At 57.9% G+C, this 19,383-nt stretch carries 11 protein-coding genes and 4 pseudogenes; 4 read left to right on the top strand and 11 right to left on the bottom strand.

Annotation, left to right across the window (positions count from 1 at the left end; translation table 11 throughout):
* Positions 1–51: 51 nt before the first annotated feature.
* The 3 genes and pseudogenes from ACZZ0K_RS16665 to recQ form a co-directional block, all read right to left on the bottom strand.
* Complete coding sequence (locus tag ACZZ0K_RS16665; protein ID WP_258707764.1) at positions 52–1,854, bottom strand: motility hub landmark protein FimV; 1,803 nt, start codon at positions 1,852–1,854, stop codon at positions 52–54.
* 127 nt (positions 1,855–1,981) lie between these two features.
* Positions 1,982–2,415, bottom strand: a pseudogene (locus tag ACZZ0K_RS16670) (MarR family transcriptional regulator).
* A gap of 307 nt (positions 2,416–2,722) precedes the next feature.
* Positions 2,723–4,852 carry a DNA helicase RecQ gene (gene recQ / locus ACZZ0K_RS16675; protein WP_258707763.1) on the bottom strand — a complete coding sequence of 710 codons (2,130 nt, stop codon included), beginning with the start codon at positions 4,850–4,852 and terminating at the stop codon, positions 2,723–2,725.
* Positions 4,853–5,249: 397 nt separating this feature from the next.
* Between recQ and ACZZ0K_RS16680 the strand changes: the two genes are divergently transcribed.
* The 4 genes from ACZZ0K_RS16680 to ACZZ0K_RS16695 all read left to right on the top strand — a co-directional run bounded on the left by ACZZ0K_RS16680 (position 5,250) and on the right by ACZZ0K_RS16695 (position 11,691).
* Positions 5,250–5,837, top strand: a complete 588-nt coding sequence (locus ACZZ0K_RS16680; RefSeq protein WP_150636607.1) for a UPF0149 family protein — start codon at positions 5,250–5,252, stop codon at positions 5,835–5,837.
* 10 nt (positions 5,838–5,847) lie between these two features.
* Entirely contained in the window at positions 5,848–6,243 is a 396-nt protein-coding gene (locus tag ACZZ0K_RS16685; RefSeq protein WP_150742433.1) for a YbaN family protein, read from the top strand.
* Between the two features lie 343 nt (positions 6,244–6,586).
* A complete protein-coding gene (locus ACZZ0K_RS16690; RefSeq protein WP_463559209.1) occupies positions 6,587–9,184 on the top strand; it encodes a hypothetical protein in 2,598 nt (865 codons plus the stop codon).
* 50 nt (positions 9,185–9,234) lie between these two features.
* On the top strand, positions 9,235–11,691 hold the full coding sequence (locus tag ACZZ0K_RS16695; RefSeq protein WP_463559210.1) for a hypothetical protein: 2,457 nt from the start codon (positions 9,235–9,237) through the stop codon (positions 11,689–11,691).
* Positions 11,692–11,789: 98 nt separating this feature from the next.
* On the opposite strand, the pseudogene ACZZ0K_RS16700 reads toward ACZZ0K_RS16695, so the two are convergent.
* The 8 genes and pseudogenes from ACZZ0K_RS16700 to ACZZ0K_RS16735 all read right to left on the bottom strand — a co-directional run.
* A pseudogene (locus tag ACZZ0K_RS16700) lies at positions 11,790–12,119 on the bottom strand (integrase core domain-containing protein); the annotation flags it as partial.
* A gap of 1 nt (position 12,120) precedes the next feature.
* Positions 12,121–12,216 (bottom strand): annotated as a pseudogene (locus ACZZ0K_RS16705) (transposase); the annotation flags it as partial.
* Positions 12,217–12,222: 6 nt separating this feature from the next.
* A pseudogene (locus ACZZ0K_RS16710) lies at positions 12,223–12,558 on the bottom strand (transposase).
* Positions 12,559–12,736: 178 nt separating this feature from the next.
* Entirely contained in the window at positions 12,737–15,082 is a 2,346-nt protein-coding gene (locus ACZZ0K_RS16715) for an autotransporter outer membrane beta-barrel domain-containing protein (RefSeq protein WP_463559211.1), read from the bottom strand.
* A 118-nt stretch (positions 15,083–15,200) separates the two neighbouring features.
* Complete coding sequence (locus ACZZ0K_RS16720) at positions 15,201–17,075, bottom strand: hypothetical protein (protein WP_463559212.1); 1,875 nt, start codon at positions 17,073–17,075, stop codon at positions 15,201–15,203.
* 225 nt (positions 17,076–17,300) lie between these two features.
* Positions 17,301–18,296: a hypothetical protein gene (locus ACZZ0K_RS16725; protein ID WP_463559213.1), complete on the bottom strand. Its 996-nt coding sequence runs from the start codon at positions 18,294–18,296 to the stop codon at positions 17,301–17,303.
* Positions 18,296–18,706: a hypothetical protein gene (locus ACZZ0K_RS16730; RefSeq protein WP_463559214.1), complete on the bottom strand. Its 411-nt coding sequence runs from the start codon at positions 18,704–18,706 to the stop codon at positions 18,296–18,298. The genes ACZZ0K_RS16725 and ACZZ0K_RS16730 overlap by 1 nt, the downstream gene beginning before the upstream one ends.
* Positions 18,703–19,164: a hypothetical protein gene (locus tag ACZZ0K_RS16735; protein ID WP_463559215.1), complete on the bottom strand. Its 462-nt coding sequence runs from the start codon at positions 19,162–19,164 to the stop codon at positions 18,703–18,705. The genes ACZZ0K_RS16730 and ACZZ0K_RS16735 overlap by 4 nt, the downstream gene beginning before the upstream one ends.
* Positions 19,165–19,383 lie beyond the last annotated feature (219 nt).

Here is a 19,383-nt window from a genome sequence, read left to right on the forward strand (position 1 = left end):
CGAGCCTGCTCGCGAAGGCGGTCTCGGGTGAACCCAAAAATCCGTTGGCGCTCAGCGAATCCCCGCCAACAACGTCCTTGCCGTCTGCTTCAACGGCTCATCCCCTTCCCTGAGCAATTCATTGAGCAGCGCGATCGCACTGTCGATGTCGCCATCGTCGATGCAGGTTTGTGCCTGTTCGAGCTTGCCGGCGGACTCGATGTCGGTGGACTCGGGTGGTTGCAGATCCAAAGGTTCCAGCACCAGCGACGGCTCGGGATCGCCGAACTCATTGAGAAAGTCATCGTCGAGGGGTTGGGCGTCGGGTTCGGGGATCCATTCGAGTTCGGCTTCTTCGGCAGATGCAGCCTGTGGCAGTTCGAAATCGACAGGCAGCACCGACAGGCTGGTGCCCAGCTCCGGATCATCGATCGGCGGTGCGGCGGCATCGGCGCGGCTGTCGTTCAAATCCCAATTTGAATCCATCGACAGTTCGCCCAGATTCAATTCGAAATCATCCTCCGCAGGGCTGAGCGTCGATGCGAGCGGCGCAGCTGCGGTCGCTGCCGTGGCCACGGGCAGCTCAGGCGCGATTGGCGTTGCTGCAAATACCGCCGGTGCGGCGCCTGCCAGTTTGGGATGGCGAGCGCGGGTTTCAATCAGTTCGCGCTCATCGACGCCAAGCGCACGCAGGCGGTTTTCCTGCTGTTCGTAAGCGGCGCTGTCACCCTGGCGCCCAAGAACCTCCAGCAACTGCAAACCGAGATCGGTGCGTTCAGGTTCCTTGTGCAAGGCATCGCGCAGCAGCCCGGCCGCTTCGCTGAGGCGGCCGTAGGCCAGATAGATGCCCACAGCCTCCAGCACGTCGCCGGCACCGGGTTCGTCGCGATGATCGGTGGCCGCGTGCGCACCGACAGATTGTTGAAGTTCAGACTCATCAACGTTGTCTTCGGCGCTCACAGGCAATAGCGGCATCGGCGTGCCATCTGCGGTCGAACCTTGCTGACGACGGCGTATGAGCAACGCCGCTAGCACGCCGAGCAGCAATATCAGTCCGCCAAGCAGCGGCCAGTTCACGCCATCGTCTGCCGCCTCGACCGGAGCTGAAACAGCGGCCGGAACCGGAGCGACTACGGGCGGTGGTGGCGCTTTCTGCACTTCGGCCAGACGGGTTTGCAACTCTTCGATCTGCTTCCTGCCGTCGGCTATTTGCACTTGCTGCTCTTGCAGCCTCAGGTTCTGTTCGTCGAGGGTCTTTTGCAACTGCTGGGTCAGCAGCACGCTGGCGGCCAGTTGCTCGGCCTGCGCATCGTTGGCAGGTGCCGCTGGCGTTGGCGGCACAGGCGTCGCCGTGCGGTTGCCCTGGGCAGCCTGGGGCGGTGCGGTAACCGGTTCGACGGTTGGAAACTCAGAAGATTGCGGGCGCGGATCCGGCTCGTCGGTGGCGGGCACAATGCCCGGCGAACCCGGTGGATCGATCAACACCGTGTACTCGCGCAGCAGACGTCCGTTGGGTTGATCCAGCTGCACGAGAAAATTCAGGAGAGGTTCGTTGACCGGTTTGCCGGACGTCACCCGGATCATCTGGCGGCTGCCGCGCAGGATCGGAGTGAACTTGAGGTCATTGAGAAAGAACACCCGCTCGACGCCCGCCCGGCCGAACTCATCCGCCGAAGCCAGGCTGGCCGAGAGATCGTTTTGCGTCAACGTACCGACATCAACCAGCGCGATGTCGGCCTTGAACGGCTGATTGAGGGCTGAGTGAACAGTGATTTCGCCCAACCCCAACGCCATCGACCAGGTCGAATAGCTGAAAACGCCAGCGAGCAGCAGCCATTTGGCGCCCCCGCGCAGCACGTGCCGACTTGCGAGCATGAGCATCCCTTAAATAAGCAAAACCGGTTTCTATGCGTTCGCACATCCGGTACGAACACGATATTGCCCAGTAGTTCTTATAGTCCGCTCAGCGCGATCTCTCAAAAAATCGCTGCCGGGATGTGCCTCAAGATTTTTCCAGGTTGGCCAGGATGTGACCGTGTACGCGCATGCACACCTTCAAATCCGCCTCATCGACGCCCTCGAACAATTCGTGGCGCAGTTGCGTGGCAATGGTTTCGATTTGTTCGATCAAGGGCAAGGCAGGTGCGCAGAGCACGATTTTTTCGCCCGGCGGTCTTCCATCACGGACTGGCGTTGCACCAGTCCCTGGTTCTCCAGACTATCGAGCAAGCGCGCCAGGGTCGGGCCTTCGACGCCGACACTCTGCGCCAGTTCGCGTTGGGTCGGCGCCTCTTCAAAACGCGCCAGATGCAGCAGCACCAGCCAGCGCGCCTGCGACAGGCCCAGCCCGGCGAGGCGACGATCCAGTTCGGCACGCCAGCCACGGGACATCTGGGCCAGTTGCATACCAAAGCGATGTTGATCGGTTAACGGCATAAAACACTCACGGTTAGACTGAAAATACGGAAAATCTAATTATTAGTCAGCTAAGCATGGGCGGCAGTTATAGGCAAGAGTGGCTCTGTACTGAATCGTTACAACTGCGCGAAGATCAAAAGCCCCTCACCCTAGCCCTCTCCCAGTGGGAGAGGGAACTGAGCGGGGGATGCTTTGAAAATTCGCCGACCCGACAGCGCTCGCTGAATCCATAATCGACTCGGTTTTGCAGGTCGAGTCTGCCGCCAGACACCGCGGTCGGCTCCCTCTCCCTGTGGGAGAGGGCTGGGGTTAGGGAACGGCCAGATTACATCTCGAATTCAGACTGCAACGCCGCCCGCACACAATAAAGCACGCCTTCAGGAACACGTCCGGCGAACAACTCGGCGACTTCGGCGACGGACGGCAACTCGCCCTCGCCATCGAGAAACGCGTCCTGCACTTCGCCCATCAATTCCTCAGGCAAATCCAGCGCCTGCTCCAGCGACAACTGCTGCTTGCCGATGGCTTCGGCGAGCATGGCGTAGACGTTCTTCTCCGAGCACTGCAACTGCCCGGCGATCTGCAGCGGGGTCATGCCGGCGCGGGCCAGGGTGATCAGCTCGTGACGGACATCGGCGACCACCTTCGGCGTCTCCGCCTCGCCGCCGAGCACTTCGAGGAAGGCTTCGCCATAGCGCTCCAGCTTGCGTGCGCCGACGCCGCTGACCCGGGCCATTTCCGCCAGAGACGTCGGCTGGCTGCGGAGCATTTCCAACAACGTCGAGTCGGGGAAGATGACGTACGGCGGCACGCCGTGTTCTTCGGCCAATTTGCGCCGCAGTGCGCGCAAGGCTTCCCACTGTTCGCGTTCCTCGCCGCGCACCAGTTGGCTGGCCTGGCTCTTGCTGCCCGTTTTGGCAGTGACTTGCGGTTTCAGGTCGCGGCGCAGTTCCAGCTTCACTTCGCCTTTGAGCAGCGGCCGGCAACTGTCATTAAGACGCAGACCGCCATAACCCTCGTGATCGACATCGGCCAACCCACGCGCCACCAGCTGGCGGAACAGCGAGCGCCACTCGCTCTCGCTCAACGCTTTGCCAACGCCAAACACCGACAAATGCTGATGGCCGAAGCTGCGCACCTTTTCGTTGTCCTTGCCCAGCAACACGTCGACCAGATGACCGACGCCATAGCGCTGGCCGGTGCGGAAAATCGCCGACAAGGCCTGACGAGCAGGTTCGGTGGCGTCCCAGGTCTGCACGCCGTCGACACAGTTGTCGCAGTGCCCGCACGGTTCTGGCATGTCTTCATCGAAATAGGCCAGCAACGCCTGCCGGCGGCAGCGGGTTTCTTCGCACAGCGAGAGCATGGCGTCGAGCTTGTGCTGCTCCAGACGCTTGTGCCGCTCGTCGCCTTCGGAGTTCTGCAGCATCTGCTTGAGCATCACCACGTCTTGCAGACCGTAGGCCATCCACGCATCCGCCGGCAGCCCGTCACGGCCGCCGCGTCCGGTTTCCTGGTAATACGCCTCAAGGGATTTCGGCAGATCGAGGTGCGCGACAAAGCGTACGTTGGGCTTGTCGATGCCCATGCCGAACGCCACGGTGGCGACCATGATCAGGCCTTCCTCGTTGAGGAAGCGCTTCTGGTGATAAGCGCGCAGATCGTTGGGCAGACCGGCGTGATACGGGAGCGCCGGGAAGCCCTGCTCGCTGAGGAACGCCGCAACTTCTTCGACCTTCTTGCGCGACAGGCAGTAAACGATGCCGGCGTCGCTGCGCCGTTCGGCGAGGAACGCCAGCAACTGTTTGCGCGGCTGCTCCTTGGGCACGATGCGATAGAAGATGTTCGGGCGGTCGAAACTCGACAGAAAGCGCTCGGCGTTCTGCAGGTGCAGGCGATCGACAATTTCTTCGCGGGTGCGCTTGTCGGCGGTCGCGGTGAGGGCAATGCGCGGAACGTTGGGGAACAGCTCGGCCAATTGACCCAGTTGCAGGTATTCGCGGCGGAAATCGTGACCCCATTGCGACACGCAATGCGCTTCGTCGATGGCGAACAGGGCGATTTCCAGGCTTTGCAGGAACGCCAGCATGCGTGGCTGCACCAGACGCTCGGGCGCGAGATAGAGCATTTTCACTTCGCCGCGCTTGATCCGCAGGGCGAGATCACGCTGCTGCTCGCCACTAAGCGTGGAGTTCAGCGCAGCGGCGGCGACGCCCAGTTCTTCAAGGGTGGCGACCTGATCGTCCATCAGCGCGATCAACGGCGAAACGACCACCGCCAGGCCCTCGCGCAACAGTGCCGGCACCTGGAAGCACAACGACTTGCCGCCACCGGTAGGCATCAGCACCAGCGCATCACCGCCGCTGGCCACGCGCTCAATGATCGCACCCTGACGGCCACGGAAACTGTCGTAGCCGAAGATGTCCTTGAGGACGCGTTGAGCCTGTTCGAGCATAAAAACTCCAAAAATCTACCGATACATCCCTGCTCAGGCTGGTTCAGAGCAGCTTCGGCTGCTTAAACAAAACGTAAGAACACATTGCATGACCAGCGCAGCGCCAGCAGGGATCGCAAAACGCGGCAGTATACCCGAGGCCTTCGCCGCACAGGGTGCCGCTGAGAAGACACCGCCCGACCGACACACAAAAAGCCCTTGTGGGAGCGAGCCTGTTCGCGAAAGCAATCGGTCAGTCAATGCAACAGTGCCTGACATGCCGCCTTCGCGAGCAGGCTCGCTCCCACATGGCTTTGTATACCGTCCGGCATTTACGGCAAATCTGCCAAGCGGCTGGCTAGAGCGCGCAAGAAAGCCTAGAATTCCCGCATTGTTTATTCCCCAAGGTAGCCCCGTAATGTCCTTCGCTGAGCAACTGACCCGCCTGCAAGTCTTCCTCGATGCCGACGAGCTGCACGACGAGGCGCTGGATTACGTCGCCGCCCACGGTTACCTGACCGCGCTGTCTATCTGCTGCGAAGACGTTCCGGAGCGCGAGTGGATCGACGCGCTGTTCGCCGAAGAGCCGCATTACGCCGACGAAGCCCAGCGTGCCGAAATCGAAGCCACACTGATCGGCCTCAAAGCACACATCGCTCGCCAACTGGCCTCGGATGAAGAATTCGAATTGCCGTGCGAACTGGATCTGGGCGAAGAGCCGGACGATTCCGAACTGCGCGGCTGGTGCATCGGTTTCATGGAAGGCGTGTTCCTGCGTGAAGCGGCCTGGTTCGAAACCGCCGAAGAAGAAGTCAGCGAAATGCTCCTGCCGATCATGGTCGGTTCCGGCCTGTTCGACGAGCAGCCTGAGTTCGAAGACATCGCCAAGGACGCCAACCTGATGGACGACATGATCGTTCAGATCCCGGAAGCCCTGACCGCGCTGTATCTGCTGTGCCAGGCCCCCGACGAAAAACCGGCGATCCTCAAGCCTCGTCATCACTAAGAACCGGCCTATGGACAACCCCATAGGCAACCGCCCCCTGATGTTGCGCTACGTCCTGCTGGCCATCGGCTGGCTCAGCGTCGCATTGGGGGTGATCGGCATCTTCCTGCCGGTCCTGCCCACCACCCCCTTCCTCCTGCTCGCCGCGGCCTGCTTCGCGCGCAGCTCTCCGCGGTTCTATCGCTGGCTGGTCGAACACCCACGCCTGGGGCCATGGATTCGCGACTACCTCGAAGGCAACGGCATCCCGCTCAAAGGCAAGGTCTACGCGATAGGCCTGATGTGGGTGAGCATTCTGTTCTCGTGTTATCTGGTGCCGCTGATATGGGCGCGGGGGTTCATGCTGACGAGTGCGGTGCTGGTGACGGTTTACATATTGCGGCAGAAGACACTTCGCAAGCCCTGAGCTGTCCTTGGATTGCGCTTGAAAAACAGCCTCCCGCCGGCCTGTTCATCAGGGAACACCTCCGTTCCAGGTAGCGCCTGAGTGATTTAATCCGGCTTGCCAATCAAACACATTCAGCCCCGATTCCTGAAGCCTACCGTTCATCTGGAAACCGTCGGCACCTGTCAGGTTTGACAGGTGTGCAAATCCATCAACACAGGTTCAATCACTCCATCACCCGACCGGAGTGCACGCCCATGCTTGCCAAATATCCCGCGCCTGCAAGCCCATTGGGGCTTCGCATCTCCGTGCGCCTTGAACGTCGCAACACAACGCCAAAACGCTCTTGCAGAGGACTCGCCTGATGCCAGCTCACAAGAACTTCCGCTTCCCTCCCATCAAGCGCGGCAACGGCACACTGGCCCTGCGCCCGCTACTGATCCCGGAGATGCATGAACCTGTACAAGACGGCGATAACGGCATCAACATCAAGGTGGCGACTGGCGATCCCAAAGGTTTGTGGTGCGCGATCAATCCTTATCTGCCGCAGATGAGCGAAGGTGACAGACTGGATATCTGGTGGAACAACAAGCATGTACTCACACGATTTGTGACGGCCGATGAAGTCGATCAGCGAGTGTTCTTCTACTTGCCGACGCCAACAGAGTCTGGGTGGGCCGAGAATTGCCATTACGTGCTGACCCGAGTGGGTGAAACCGAACCCGACCCGCCGTCGGCGTCCCTGCGCATACTGATCAAGCTTTTCAAGCCTGGAAACCGTGATAAGGAACCGCATTTGCCCGACGGCCATTCAGAATTGAATATCGTGCAATTGCCGCCCGAGGTGGTTGAACAGGGCGTGATTGATGCCGGCTGGGCAGAAAAAGGCGTCAAGGCCACCATTCCCCACTACGTGTACTGCACCCGCAACGATAAGGTCCGCCTGCATGTTGGCGATCATTTGCTCGCTGCTCACCTCATCACGCAAGAGCAAGCCGAAAACAGACAGCCGATCGAAATCCTGATTAAACGGGCAGACATTCTCCGCGCCGGGGACGGTGTCCGTCGGGAAATCAGATACGACATCAATGACGAAGTGTGGAACTGGGCCGATCGGCACTCCAAACGCACTTACGTCGATATCGAAGCCGGCGGCTGGTACCTGGAATATCCGGTCATCAGAGAATCCATCAATGGCGTCATCACTATCAGGGATTTGAACAAGCAGCCAGTCACCGTGCAGATCCATGTCAGCAGCCCGGACTTCAGTCTCGGCGACAAAGTGGAAATGACCTTCATTGGCAGGCCGCCGGGTAACGCTGAACCCATCTTCTGGTGCGAATCCCGCGAGATAAACAACGTTCCCTCAGTGCTGGAAATCAAGGTGCCCTATGACTTGATCAGGTCTATCGTTCTTGGCCGGGCCGATGCCTCCTATATTCTCTACAAAAAGGACGGTGGTGACCCGCTGTCCTCCAAGCGCACCATTGCCACGGTAGTGGGCGACGTCAACATGCTGCCCGAGCCGAACATTCTTGAGCTGATAGGCGATACCCTCAAACCGGATCTGCTCTTCGCCACGGTTGAAGTCCGCTATGCCATGAAGAACGGTGACCTGATCTGCCTCATATGGCTGGGTACCCGGTTCAATGGCGATGAGTATCTGCACGAGGCTACGCATATCGTCACCGACAACGAGGCCAGGGAAGGTCTGGTCACGTTCCACATCGAAGCAGAGCACATCACGGTGCTCGACAACGGCACGCTGGATCTTTCCTATGTAGTGGCGAACGATGCACCGGGTCTCGACGTGAGAGAATCCGAGCACTTGCTGGCCAAAGTCGAGAAGGTCCGGGCGACGTTGCCCAGACCCAAGGTCGAGGAGGCCGACCCGCCGGGGGATGTGCTTGATCCGTCGAAAGTATTCGACAGCGTGCATGTGCTGATCGCCGAGGCGGAGACGCTGGACAAGGACGTGCTGACTTATTACTGGCGCAGCCCCAATCCATTCTCCAGTACCAGCGACTGGCTGCCGATAACCACCGTCAGCGCAGGCAAACCTGTGCGGTTCAGGGTCGACGAGGAATATGTCACGGCGAACATCGGGCAATATGTGGATGTTCGCTACGCGCTATGGCGTGCGGCTTCGCAGCGCTATGAATACTCGGCCACGCTGGTGTTGTTGATTGGTGAGATAGTGGCGCCTGTGATCAATTCAGTTGTCGATACCCGCGGTGATTCAATTCCCGATGAGGGCTTTACCTTCGACACCAGCGTAACAGTCAAGGGCACGGCCAGCTCCAATCTAACGCTGCAGTTGTATGACGGCATTACGCCTATCACACCGATTGTGACAGTCGATGCCAGCGGCGAATGGACACTGCCGCTCACGGCACTGAGCGTCAGCGCTCACAGCATCACGGCCAAGGCGTTGTACGGAAATAATCCGGTGTCAGCGGCACGGACCTTTACTGTGGCGGTGGCCACGGCGCCGACCATCACCTCGGTCAGGGACTCCAAAGGCGAGGTCGCGGCGGGTGGCACCACGTTCGATACTTCGGTCACGTTGAGCGGCAAGGCGTTCGCCAATCAGAAGGTCGAAATCTTTGACGGGATCACCTCAAAAGGCCAGGTCACGGTCGATGCCAGCGGCAACTGGACACTGCCGCTCACGGCGCTGAGCGCCAGCGCTCACAGCATCACGGCCAAGGCGTTGTACGGAAATAATCCGGTGTCAGCGGCGCGGACCTTTACCGTGGCGGTGGCCACGGCGCCGACCATCACCTCGGTCAGGGACTCCAAAGGCGAGGTCGCGGCGGGTGGCACCACGTTCGATACTTCGGTCACGTTGAGCGGCAAGGCGTTCGCCAATCAGAAGGTCGAAATCTTCGACGGGATCACCTCAAAGGCCAGGTCACGGTCGATGCCAGCGGCAACTGGACACTGCCGCTCACGGCGCTGAGCGCCAGCGCTCACAGCATCACGGCCAAGGCGTTGTACGGAAATAATCCGGTGTCAGCGGCGCGGACCTTTACCGTGGCGGTGGCCACGACGCCGACTATCACCTCGGTCAGGGACTCCAAAGGCGAGGTCGCGGCGGGTGGCACCACGTTCGATACTTCGGTCACGTTGAGCGGCAAGGCATTCGCCAATCAGAAGGTCGAAATCTTCGACGGGATCACCTCAAAAGGCCAGGTCACGGTCGATGCCAGCGGCAACTGGACACTGCCGCTCACGGCGCTGAGCGCCAGCGCTCACAGCATCACGGCCAAGGCGTTGTACGGAAATAATCCGGTGTCAGCGGCGCGGACCTTTACCGTGGCGGTGGCCACGGCGCCGACTATCACCTCGGTCAGGGACTCCAAAGGCGAGGTCGCGGCGGGTGGCACCACGTTCGATACTTCGGTCACGTTGAGCGGCAAGGCGTTAGCCAATCAGAAGATCGAGATTTTCGACGGCCAAACTTCCAAGGGGCAGGCCAACGTCAATGCCAGCGGCGACTGGACACTGCCGTTGACGGCACTGAGCGTTAGCGCTCACAGCATCACGGCCAAGGCGTTGTACGGAAATAATCCGGTGTCAGCGGCGCGGACCTTTACCGTGGCGGTGGCCACGGCGCCGACTATCACCTCGGTCAGGGACTCCAAAGGCGAGGTCGCGGCGGGTGGCACAACGTTCGATACTTCGGTCACGTTGAGCGGCAAGGCATTCGCCAATCAGAAGGTCGAAATCTTCGACGGGATCACCTCAAAAGGCCAGGTCACGGTCGATGCCAGCGGCAACTGGACACTGCCGCTCACGGCGCTGAGCGCCAGCGCTCACAGCATCACGGCCAAGGCGTTGTACGGAAATAATCCGGTGTCAGCGGCGCGGACCTTTACCGTGGCGGTGGCCACGGCGCCGACCATCACCTCGGTCAGGGACTCCAAAGGCGAGGTCGCGGCGGGTGGCACCACGTTCGATACTTCGGTCACGTTGAGCGGCAAGGCGTTCGCCAATCAGAAGATCGAGATTTTCGACGGCCAAACTTCCAAGGGGCAGGCCAACGTCAATGCCAGCGGCGACTGGACACTGCCGTTGACGGCACTGAGCGTTAGCGCTCACAGCATCACGGCCAAGGCGTTGTACGGAAATAATCCGGTGTCAGCGGCGCGGACCTTTACCGTGGCGGTGGCCACGGCGCCGACCATCACCTCGGTCAGGGACTCCAAAGGCGAGGTCGCGGCGGGTGGCACCACGTTCGATACTTCGGTCACGTTGAGCGGCAAGGCGTTCGCCAATCAGAAGATCGAGATTTTCGACGGCCAAACTTCCAAGGGGCAGGCCAACGTCAATGCCAGCGGCGACTGGACACTGCCGCTCACGGCGCTGAGCGCCAGCGCTCACAGCATCACGGCCAAGGCGTTGTACGGAAATAATCCGGTGTCAGCGGCGCGGACCTTTACCGTGGCGGTGGCCACGGCGCCGACCATCACCTCGGTCAGGGACTCCAAAGGCGAGGTCGCGGCGGGTGGCACCACGTTCGATACTTCGGTCACGTTGAGCGGCAAGGCGTTCGCCAATCAGAAGATCGAGATTTTCGACGGCCAAACTTCCAAGGGGCAGGCCAACGTCAATGCCAGCGGCGACTGGACACTGCCGTTGACGGCACTGAGCGTTAGCGCTCACAGCATCACGGCCAAGGCGTTGTACGGAAATAATCCGGTGTCAGCGGCGCGGACCTTTACCGTGGCGGTGGCCACGGCGCCGACTATCACCTCGGTCAGGGACTCCAAAGGCGAGGTCGCGGCGGGTGGCACAACGTTCGATACTTCGGTCACGTTGAGCGGCAAGGCGTTCGCCAATCAGAAGGTCGAAATCTTCGACGGGATCACCTCAAAAGGCCAGGTCACGGTCGATGCCAGCGGTAACTGGAGTAAGGTGATCAGCGGGTTGAGTTTCACCGCTCACCCCATCAAGGCTAGGGCGCTTTACGGTACGCAACCGGAATCGGCGGTGCGCAGCTTTAGTGTCGAGCAATGGACGGATTCTGTCACAAACTTCACCGATGGCACCTCAGGCAACTGGAGTAAAGGATCTGCTGGTTATCAAGGCGGAGTAGCAAGTGGTGTGTTCCAGAACTTTACTACGGGTGCCTCAGGCCATTCGGGGGTGCTATTCAGCCAATCATTTCGATTCGTGGCAGGGCATACGTACTCATTCAGTTATCGAGTTCGGAACATCAGCCCCCAGAGCAATAACATGCCACCTATCTTTTCCGTCAGATTCTCGTCCGGACAACAGATCTTGCCTGTTTACAGCGTTCCCCGAACCGCACAATGGTATACACAAGCTGGAAATTTTTCCGTCAGTCAGAACGCGAACTATACGATTCAAATCATAAGTCATCAGGATCGCGGAGGAGGTAGCGGCTCTGATGGGGGTAATGATTACCAAATTGATGACATCATCATCAGGTTGGTTCGCTGACTCCTGAAATTCGCAAAGCAAAGGATACAGCTGAGAGGAAACTTCAGATGATCTGGTGAAAACGATGCTGGACACGGTTATAGGTTTTAGGTCATTTCTCATGCTGCCAAGGCTTCTACTGCTACCGGAGTCCAATATCCGTTGTGGCTGTGCAGCCTGATCCGATTGTAATAATGGGTCAGGTAGCGCAACACATCGGTACTGGCCTCGTCTTCGTTTCGGTAGCCAGCCTTGGGTATCCATTCAGATTTCAAACTGCCAGAGAAACGCTCCATCGAGGCGTTATCCCCGCAGTTTCCTCGTCGACTCATGCTTTGTTTTATGCGCATCTGCGATAGCGTTTCACGGAACATTTTGCTGCTGTAATGACAACCCTGATCCGAATGGAGCATCAAGTTTTCAGGGCGTCCTCGCGACTCGAAAGCCATCCTTGAGATCCGCCACCACTTCGCGACGGGATTTCCACGATACAGACTTCAGACTGTTGCGCACCTTATGCACAATACACAGCTGAACCGACGCCTCCCATGTTCATGCTAATGACGAGATAGATGACTTTTGTTCGCCTGGCCCAGGAGTCGGGACTTTGACGTGAATGCAGTCCGAATAAAAGATCGGGTTAAGCTCCTCCAACGGCCTTGACTGCCAGGCCTTGACCTCTTGACTCACCGCTTCGGTAGTAACCGAAATGAGGATGGGAGAGACCTCGGTGCCATACACCTCCTCCAGATGCCTTGGGATTTAGGCGCAAGTCATGCCGCGCCTGCAGAGCGAGATGACTCTGTCGTAGAAAACTGTCCAGCGAGTTTGGTATTTAGCGACCAGTTGAGGTTCAAACAGGCTCGGTCGATTACGCGGAATATCCAACGGATGCCTGCCCGATTGGTCACCGCTGCACTTTTGTCGTGCCCCGGCTGCCAGCCAATTTCATCTGCTCAGGATCAGGTTGGCTCGCTTGGTGCGTTTAGTGGGCCCGGTCATTGGATTCCCTTGGCGTAGCAAGTGGGCTGCCAAATGACTGTTTACACACGATTAAAACATTCTCTTACCAGCGAACCGTCACCCCTACATTCACCCCATACGGCTGTTCAATATGCTCCCCCTTCGAGTAAGCCACTCCCGCATGCACCTGCCATTTCTCCGACATCGCCACCGCCACCCCAGCGCCGAATTCCGCCCGGGAGCCTGACAAGTCGTTGTTGAAAACGTTGTCGTTCACCTTCACCTCGTTGTTCGATGCGAATTCGTGGACGATTGCTGCGCGCAGATAAGGTTGGGCGATTGCGCCGTGGCCGAAGCCGATGTTGCGACCGACCGTTGCGCCGGCCTTGCCGAGCAGCGAGCGCATGCGATCACCGTCAGCTTGCATGTCGTTGTCCAATGTGTAGCGCTTGCCCTGGATCTGCACCGCCGACCATTGCGTAAACGGCTCGATGAAATAGCCATCCGCCAGTTTGATTTGCCGGCCGAACTCGGCGGACCCACCCAGTCCCCAGTTGTCGTAATCGCCTTTGGCGCGAGTACCGTCGCTCAAGTTGACTTTGGACTCGTTGCGAAAGCGGTTCCATTTGAAGGTGCCGTGGGCATAGTAACCGTCGTCACCGAGCCAGGTTACATAGGGCGCCACGTAGTAGCTTTTCACCGTGCCGGAGGTGCCGCGATCGAGATTCAGGTCGGACTCGCTCGTGCCGGCGAGAATCCCGATGAGCACGTCGCTTTCAGCCACCCGCGCATCGGCGCCGAGGGAAAACCCCTGTTGCGTCTGCTGATAACCGACACCCGACCCATCGGCGACGTTGTATTTGCTGCCGTAAGCACGACTCCACGCCCCGCCCTTGCCGCCGTTCAAACGCAGATCCCCCATGCGATCGCGCAGGGACGCCAATTCGCCATACCAGACAGTCGGTGCGGTATTGAACAAGGCCAGAACCGAGCGCGCGCCGGGGCTGATGACCTCGGTGGTCGGATCGAGAAACCACTCCTTCGCGCCGCCCTCGACTTCCCGACTGGCCAGACCGTAAGACCAGGTACCGACGTCAACCCTCTGCTCGCCGGCCAAGGCAAAATTCGCAGCGTCGGTGGTGCCGGTACGTACCAGCGTCAACTGCTGTGGCGAGGCCGCATCCAGACCAGAGGCCGCGACAGCCAGGGCGAAGTCGCCCGAGGACGCGCCGGCGACATTGAGAAAATCATGCTCGCCGCTGGCGAAATCGCCCTTCATCGCAAATGTCCCGTTGCCGGAGAGCGTGCCGACATTCAACTGGTAATACGTAGCGGAGGCGTCAGGAGCGCCAAAGCTGACGGTGCCACCGTTCATACTCAGTGCACCGATCGAATCGTTGCCGGTCAGTGTCCAGTTCGAATCAGTGCTGACGTTCACGCTGTCGACCTGATCAAGACGGCCGGTGAACTGCGAATGATTTTCCAAGGTGACATCCGCCGTTGAGGTGCCATCGACGATGACATCACCCACCATGTGGCCGTGATTGAAAGTCAGATTGGCGAGGCTGTTACCGGTGACATTGATGTTGCCTTCCAATGTGCTGTCAGCCACCGTCATCGTTGCGGTGGAAGCGGCTTGCACATCGAGCAGTACGCCGTTGCCGGCAAGCAGGCGGGTGAAATTCAGCACATTGATCTGTGCGGTCCCCCCACCATTGGCGAGAATGGCTGCACCCGCTACCCCTCGCACCTCTACATTGTCCAGCGTCACATTGGCGCCGCTGCCGACGCCCTCGCCGTCGGGACGCAAGCGAATACCGTTCATGCCGCCGGTGATGCTACCGCCCTTGGCCCTGACTTCGGCACCGAACGAATTCAAGCCAAAGCTGTTCGCGCCGGTACCGGTCAGATGCGTATCAGTCAATTGGATGTCAGCGCCGCCACCGGTTTCGATTCCGGAGGTCTGCCCGGTGATCCGGCTGCCACTGATCACGGCAGTTGAACCTGTAGTCGTACCCGTCGCCCGGGCGATCGACATCCCCATTCGGGTACCGGTAACAATGGCGTCGCTCACATCGGCACTGGCATTGACGAGGGTAATCCCCGCGTTGCCCGAACGCCCGGCATAAGTCCCCCCCACCACATTCAATTGCGAACCGGTGGTGATCAAGACTTCATAAGTATTCGCATCATTGGCGTTCAATACACCACCATTGCGGGCGCGATAGTTGTCTTGTGCGGTTGTGTTATCAATGGTCAGTGTTTGACCCGCTTCGATGGATGTGAGGGCAAAGGCCAGCGGGCTTGAGGAGAGGACTGGCGCGAGGGCGAACCAAGCCAGTTTTGTTTTTGATGCCTTCAATGGATAAAGAACCGTACAGATGCCCATATAAACTCCTACGACATTCAGCGGATGTATTTCAACAAAAGAAGTTTCGTCCGCACGCACGGTACAGACATTAGTTACTTCGCTCTGTAGGAAAATTCCCTTTCTTCGACGGATATTTTTACCGTATATGTCAAATAAAAGAAGGCGGGGATATGTCCCCGCCTGCATTGACCATTAATTAGGCATCCTGAGTGCCTGGACAGAATGCCCCTGCATTATCAACCACAACCACCCTGACATCGTGAGCTTCGGAGGTATGAGTACGGCCATCAATCACCGTTGTATATGAAATTTCTCCGCGCCCATCCCTGATAGGTCTGAGGGCGGCATTGAAGGGCAGGTAAACTTCGAATCCCGCCGTATGTTCATTGCCCTGCAACGTTTTGCTGAACGGATAATCGGGAATATCGTCCCCTCCTGAAAGTGGTGTTCCTTTCCAGACGAAGTCCAGTTTCAAGTCAGCGACGAGTGAATCGCCTCCGGCAACACGGACAACTGCGGCCTTACCTGTCACAGGAATATCGCGAAGAGAAGAACAATTCAGATACACAATATTACCCGGATTTGTATAAAGATTCTGAATAACGGGGCGTGGCAATGTCACTCGAATAACATAAGCATCTACCGTAGTGGGCAATGATGGATTAGCGTTGCTGCCATTAGCCGGATTGGTGATGATGTAGCGGGCTATCTTTTTCCCGTTTTTTGCAGCCAAAAAAACATCAGGCGGTAACTTGAATGGAATCTTGAAATCTTCGGCCTCACTGCCGTCGACCGTATAACGACCTTCTGGAGGCGGAACTATTGTACCGTCGTATATCAAATCGAAAATATCACCGACATCCAATTCCGTGGGATCAGGAATAGTCAACTCAATGTCGATCAAGCCGGCAGCATCGTCCTCCACCAAAATGTTATCGCCTGTGGAACCTTTGACTACCAAAGCAACCAGGTTCGGATTACCTTTGTCCGGATCAGGCTCAGGATTGGCTGGACCAGGGATCGACAGATCGACGTTGATGGTCGCCCCTGTCGCTTCCGGAAACGAGTTGCCATTTCGAACAATCGCGTACGTCACCGTTACATCCTTCGGACCATCACCGCCGTCTGCGGCGTCCCTGAACGGTACGTCGACAATGACCGGAGTGGTGCCATCAGTCGGCTTGTCGGGTTGCAACTTTCCGTTGAAGGTGACTCGGGCCACATCGTTCGGCTGACCATTGGCGAATTCAGGAATGACCACAGCGACATCAGGGTAGGCATCTTTCAAGTCGACAACACCGTCCTCGTTTTCCGGCACCTCAGGTGGTTTCAACCCACTGGGTGCCGGTGTCAGCCGAACATCAAACTGAAACGGTTCGGAAGAAGGCCCGACATTTCCGACACGATCTGCAAATTTGCAGTAAAAGATAAATGCTCCTTCTCCCCACGTTTCGATATCGATTTTCGGGATAGCCAGTTCAATTGGCGCAGTCGAATCTTCACCGACAATAAATGTGTCCACGAATGTCGCTGGATCACTTTTCCCATAGTATGCAGTATAGATATCCCCCTGCTTGACATCGTCAGGCATCGGAATGGTCATCGTTATATTATCCAGCGCATCAAGAACTTCTCGGGTCAATACACCATCAATGATTTCTGCGGGCGGTTCCGCTTTACCTCCAGGTGCACCATGATTAGGCGCGACAGTGTCGATGAAAAACTCAAAGGTATCAGAAACATTTTGGTTGCCGCCATAATCAACTATATAAGTCAAGCGAAAGGGACCAGGCGTTGAGGTTTCCTTCGCAGGCAAAGTCATTTCGAAACTTGCAGGTGGGGGGATGGGAACCTCTATCCATTCCGAAACAATTACTGAATCTTTCTGCAATGCGACAAATGTTTCACCTTGGGCTGAGCCTGGCGGCACTACCATGGAGGTAATTATCACCTTGCAGTCTGTGCCCTGACGCGCCGCCTGAAGTTTCTTGACATTGTCGCCCGGCAGGGCCGGGAGCAAGTCTTCAACCTCAGGAGGAGTACCCGAACGGGTACTCAGGGCTTGACGCAAATCAAAAACTTTTTACGGGCAGCCGCTGCCTTGGACAGTACTTTCAAGTTACTCATTGTAAGCTCTCCTGTTTTATGAACGCACCGACCCTCCAACCCCAATACAAACTTCCAGAGAAATGCCGGCAATTAACCACACTGCATAATTTGCTAATACTTCAGTTCTCTTCGCACAAATCATTGGTAGGTGAACATACTGCGCCACTGGGCATGGTGCGATTGATGATCACAAACTCCTTTTTGGATATCCCCCGACCGCCCATGCTTTTTTCAACCGGTAATAAACCAGCGCAGAACCGTTGTTGACCATGGGCGCAACCAACCGGTCGTAATCCTCGACGACAATATCGATGTCCTCACCCGGCGGCAGTGTTGTGAGCTCTTTTTCAATTTCCCCGTAAGTACCTTTGATGGGCTCGCTGCCATTGAGTCCGGTGCTGCCCTGCCAGCACACAGTCAGCGTGTCGCCCTGCTCGATAAGCGGGTCAGCTTTGACTCTTACCGTGACGCCCTCCCAGAGCCTGGGCTGACTGCAACAGTGCAATACGCCATCCCTGTTCGCATGCGGAAACACAACCTCCTTCAACCCCTCGATCACTACTATCGATACCGCCACCCGGGTCGGTAACGACTGTTGCTGGTTCACACCGTTGCTGGTGGTGTACCAAACCGGCAATGCCGGATTCTCCTTGTCGGTATCGATAACATTCCAGGGCACGGAAAACCTGACGGGTTTGCCGGCAACATCGCCTGGTTTCACTTCATAAAACGCGACGACGCCGGGGTAGCTTCCCCAGTGCAGTTCCAGTAACTGTCCCTGTTCGGGTGCATCGTACAGAGGCAGCAACACGCTGGCCGGCAAACCAAAATCGTCCGTCAGCAAAGTATTGAGGGTTTGACTCTCTTCGCCGTACACCTCAACCAGTGCAAGATCTTCGTTGATCAATGCCGGCGCCTTGGCATGATCCTGACCTGCCAGCGTCAGGTTCACTGCCACCGAAATGGTCGGCGAGGGTGGCCCATAGGGTGTTCCCTGGCGAATCCTGTAATAGACCCTGGCCCGCAAAGGTCCATCGCCCTTGGCCTGCAGGATCGGCCATGGCACGGGAACCGACAACGGAAAGGCAGAGGGGTCGACAGGAACTTCAGTGAGCGGGGTGTCGTCCCAGAAAACGGCCAGCCAGTGGCCGGGATCGGCAAAGTCGTATTCGTCGACTTCCACTACGACACCGTCGCGGGCTTGCTGACGATCGACCAGCTCTCTGGGTGACAGCGGCACTCGGGGGGCAGCAGTGCCCCCGGCGCAGGCGACAGATCAACCTCGATAGCTGAAAGAAAGGAATTCGGACCTTCGTTTCCGGCCCTGTCCCTCAGGTGGTAATAAAAATATCGTGTGCCAGAGCCCCACGATCGAATTTCATCCGCGTACACGGTGACGCGTAGACGTTTGGCGGCGATATCTTCAGCGCTGAATTCCTGCTCGCGGATGGGTTGTTCAGAATCGGGCGGGATGGCTTCGCTGGTCCAGTAATACGGCGCGCGATCCAGCGCCTCTACATCGGCGTACCAAGGCACCAGCACACTGACCTCCCCCTCCTGAGTCAGGAAGGTTTCGGTGATTGTGCCATTCAACTCGGGGGGAACTCGGCCGCGCCCGGCTTGTTCCCGAAGTTGGGTTTCGTGGTGTCGATGGTCAGGGTTTTGCGAGGACCTTCATTTGGGTTGCTTCCGTAGATCGAGATCCGGGTTGCGACTTCGTAGACACCTTCTGACAGTAAATCGCGAGGCACCTGCAGGGTTTGCGGGAACGCAATGGGATCATTGGTCGGATACCAGCGTTCATCGACCTTCCTGAATGCTCCGTTTTTGGACATGAAACCCAATTCGACCAGATCCGACTCGTCCGGCGCAGCTCCTTGTTCAAAATCCATGAATGTGACGATCAGGTCATCACCCAGCGCTTTTAGCGGCAAAAGACCTTTGGGGTCGGCAGGATCAAGGACGGCCGGTACCGTCACTTCGACCGACCTGCCCCAGGAAACCGGGGTGTTCTGATCAGGCTGACCGATTGGGTTCTTTCGCTTGGCCATTCCAGCCTTCCTCGATAAGCGCTGTCGGGATGGCTTCATTAGATGCGGGTGGGATGAACCTGCCTACTGTCAGAAATTACAGGTATTACTACCGTTTGTCGGAAGGTGATTTGCATGGGAAGGGTATCGGGCGGTGGATCCGGTGTTAGATAATCTGGAGTTGGTGCAGGTCGGCTGAATTGTGCGCTGTGCAAGCCGGCCTCTTCGCGAGCAGGCTCG

This window comes from Pseudomonas sp. AC255 (genome assembly GCF_979258175.1).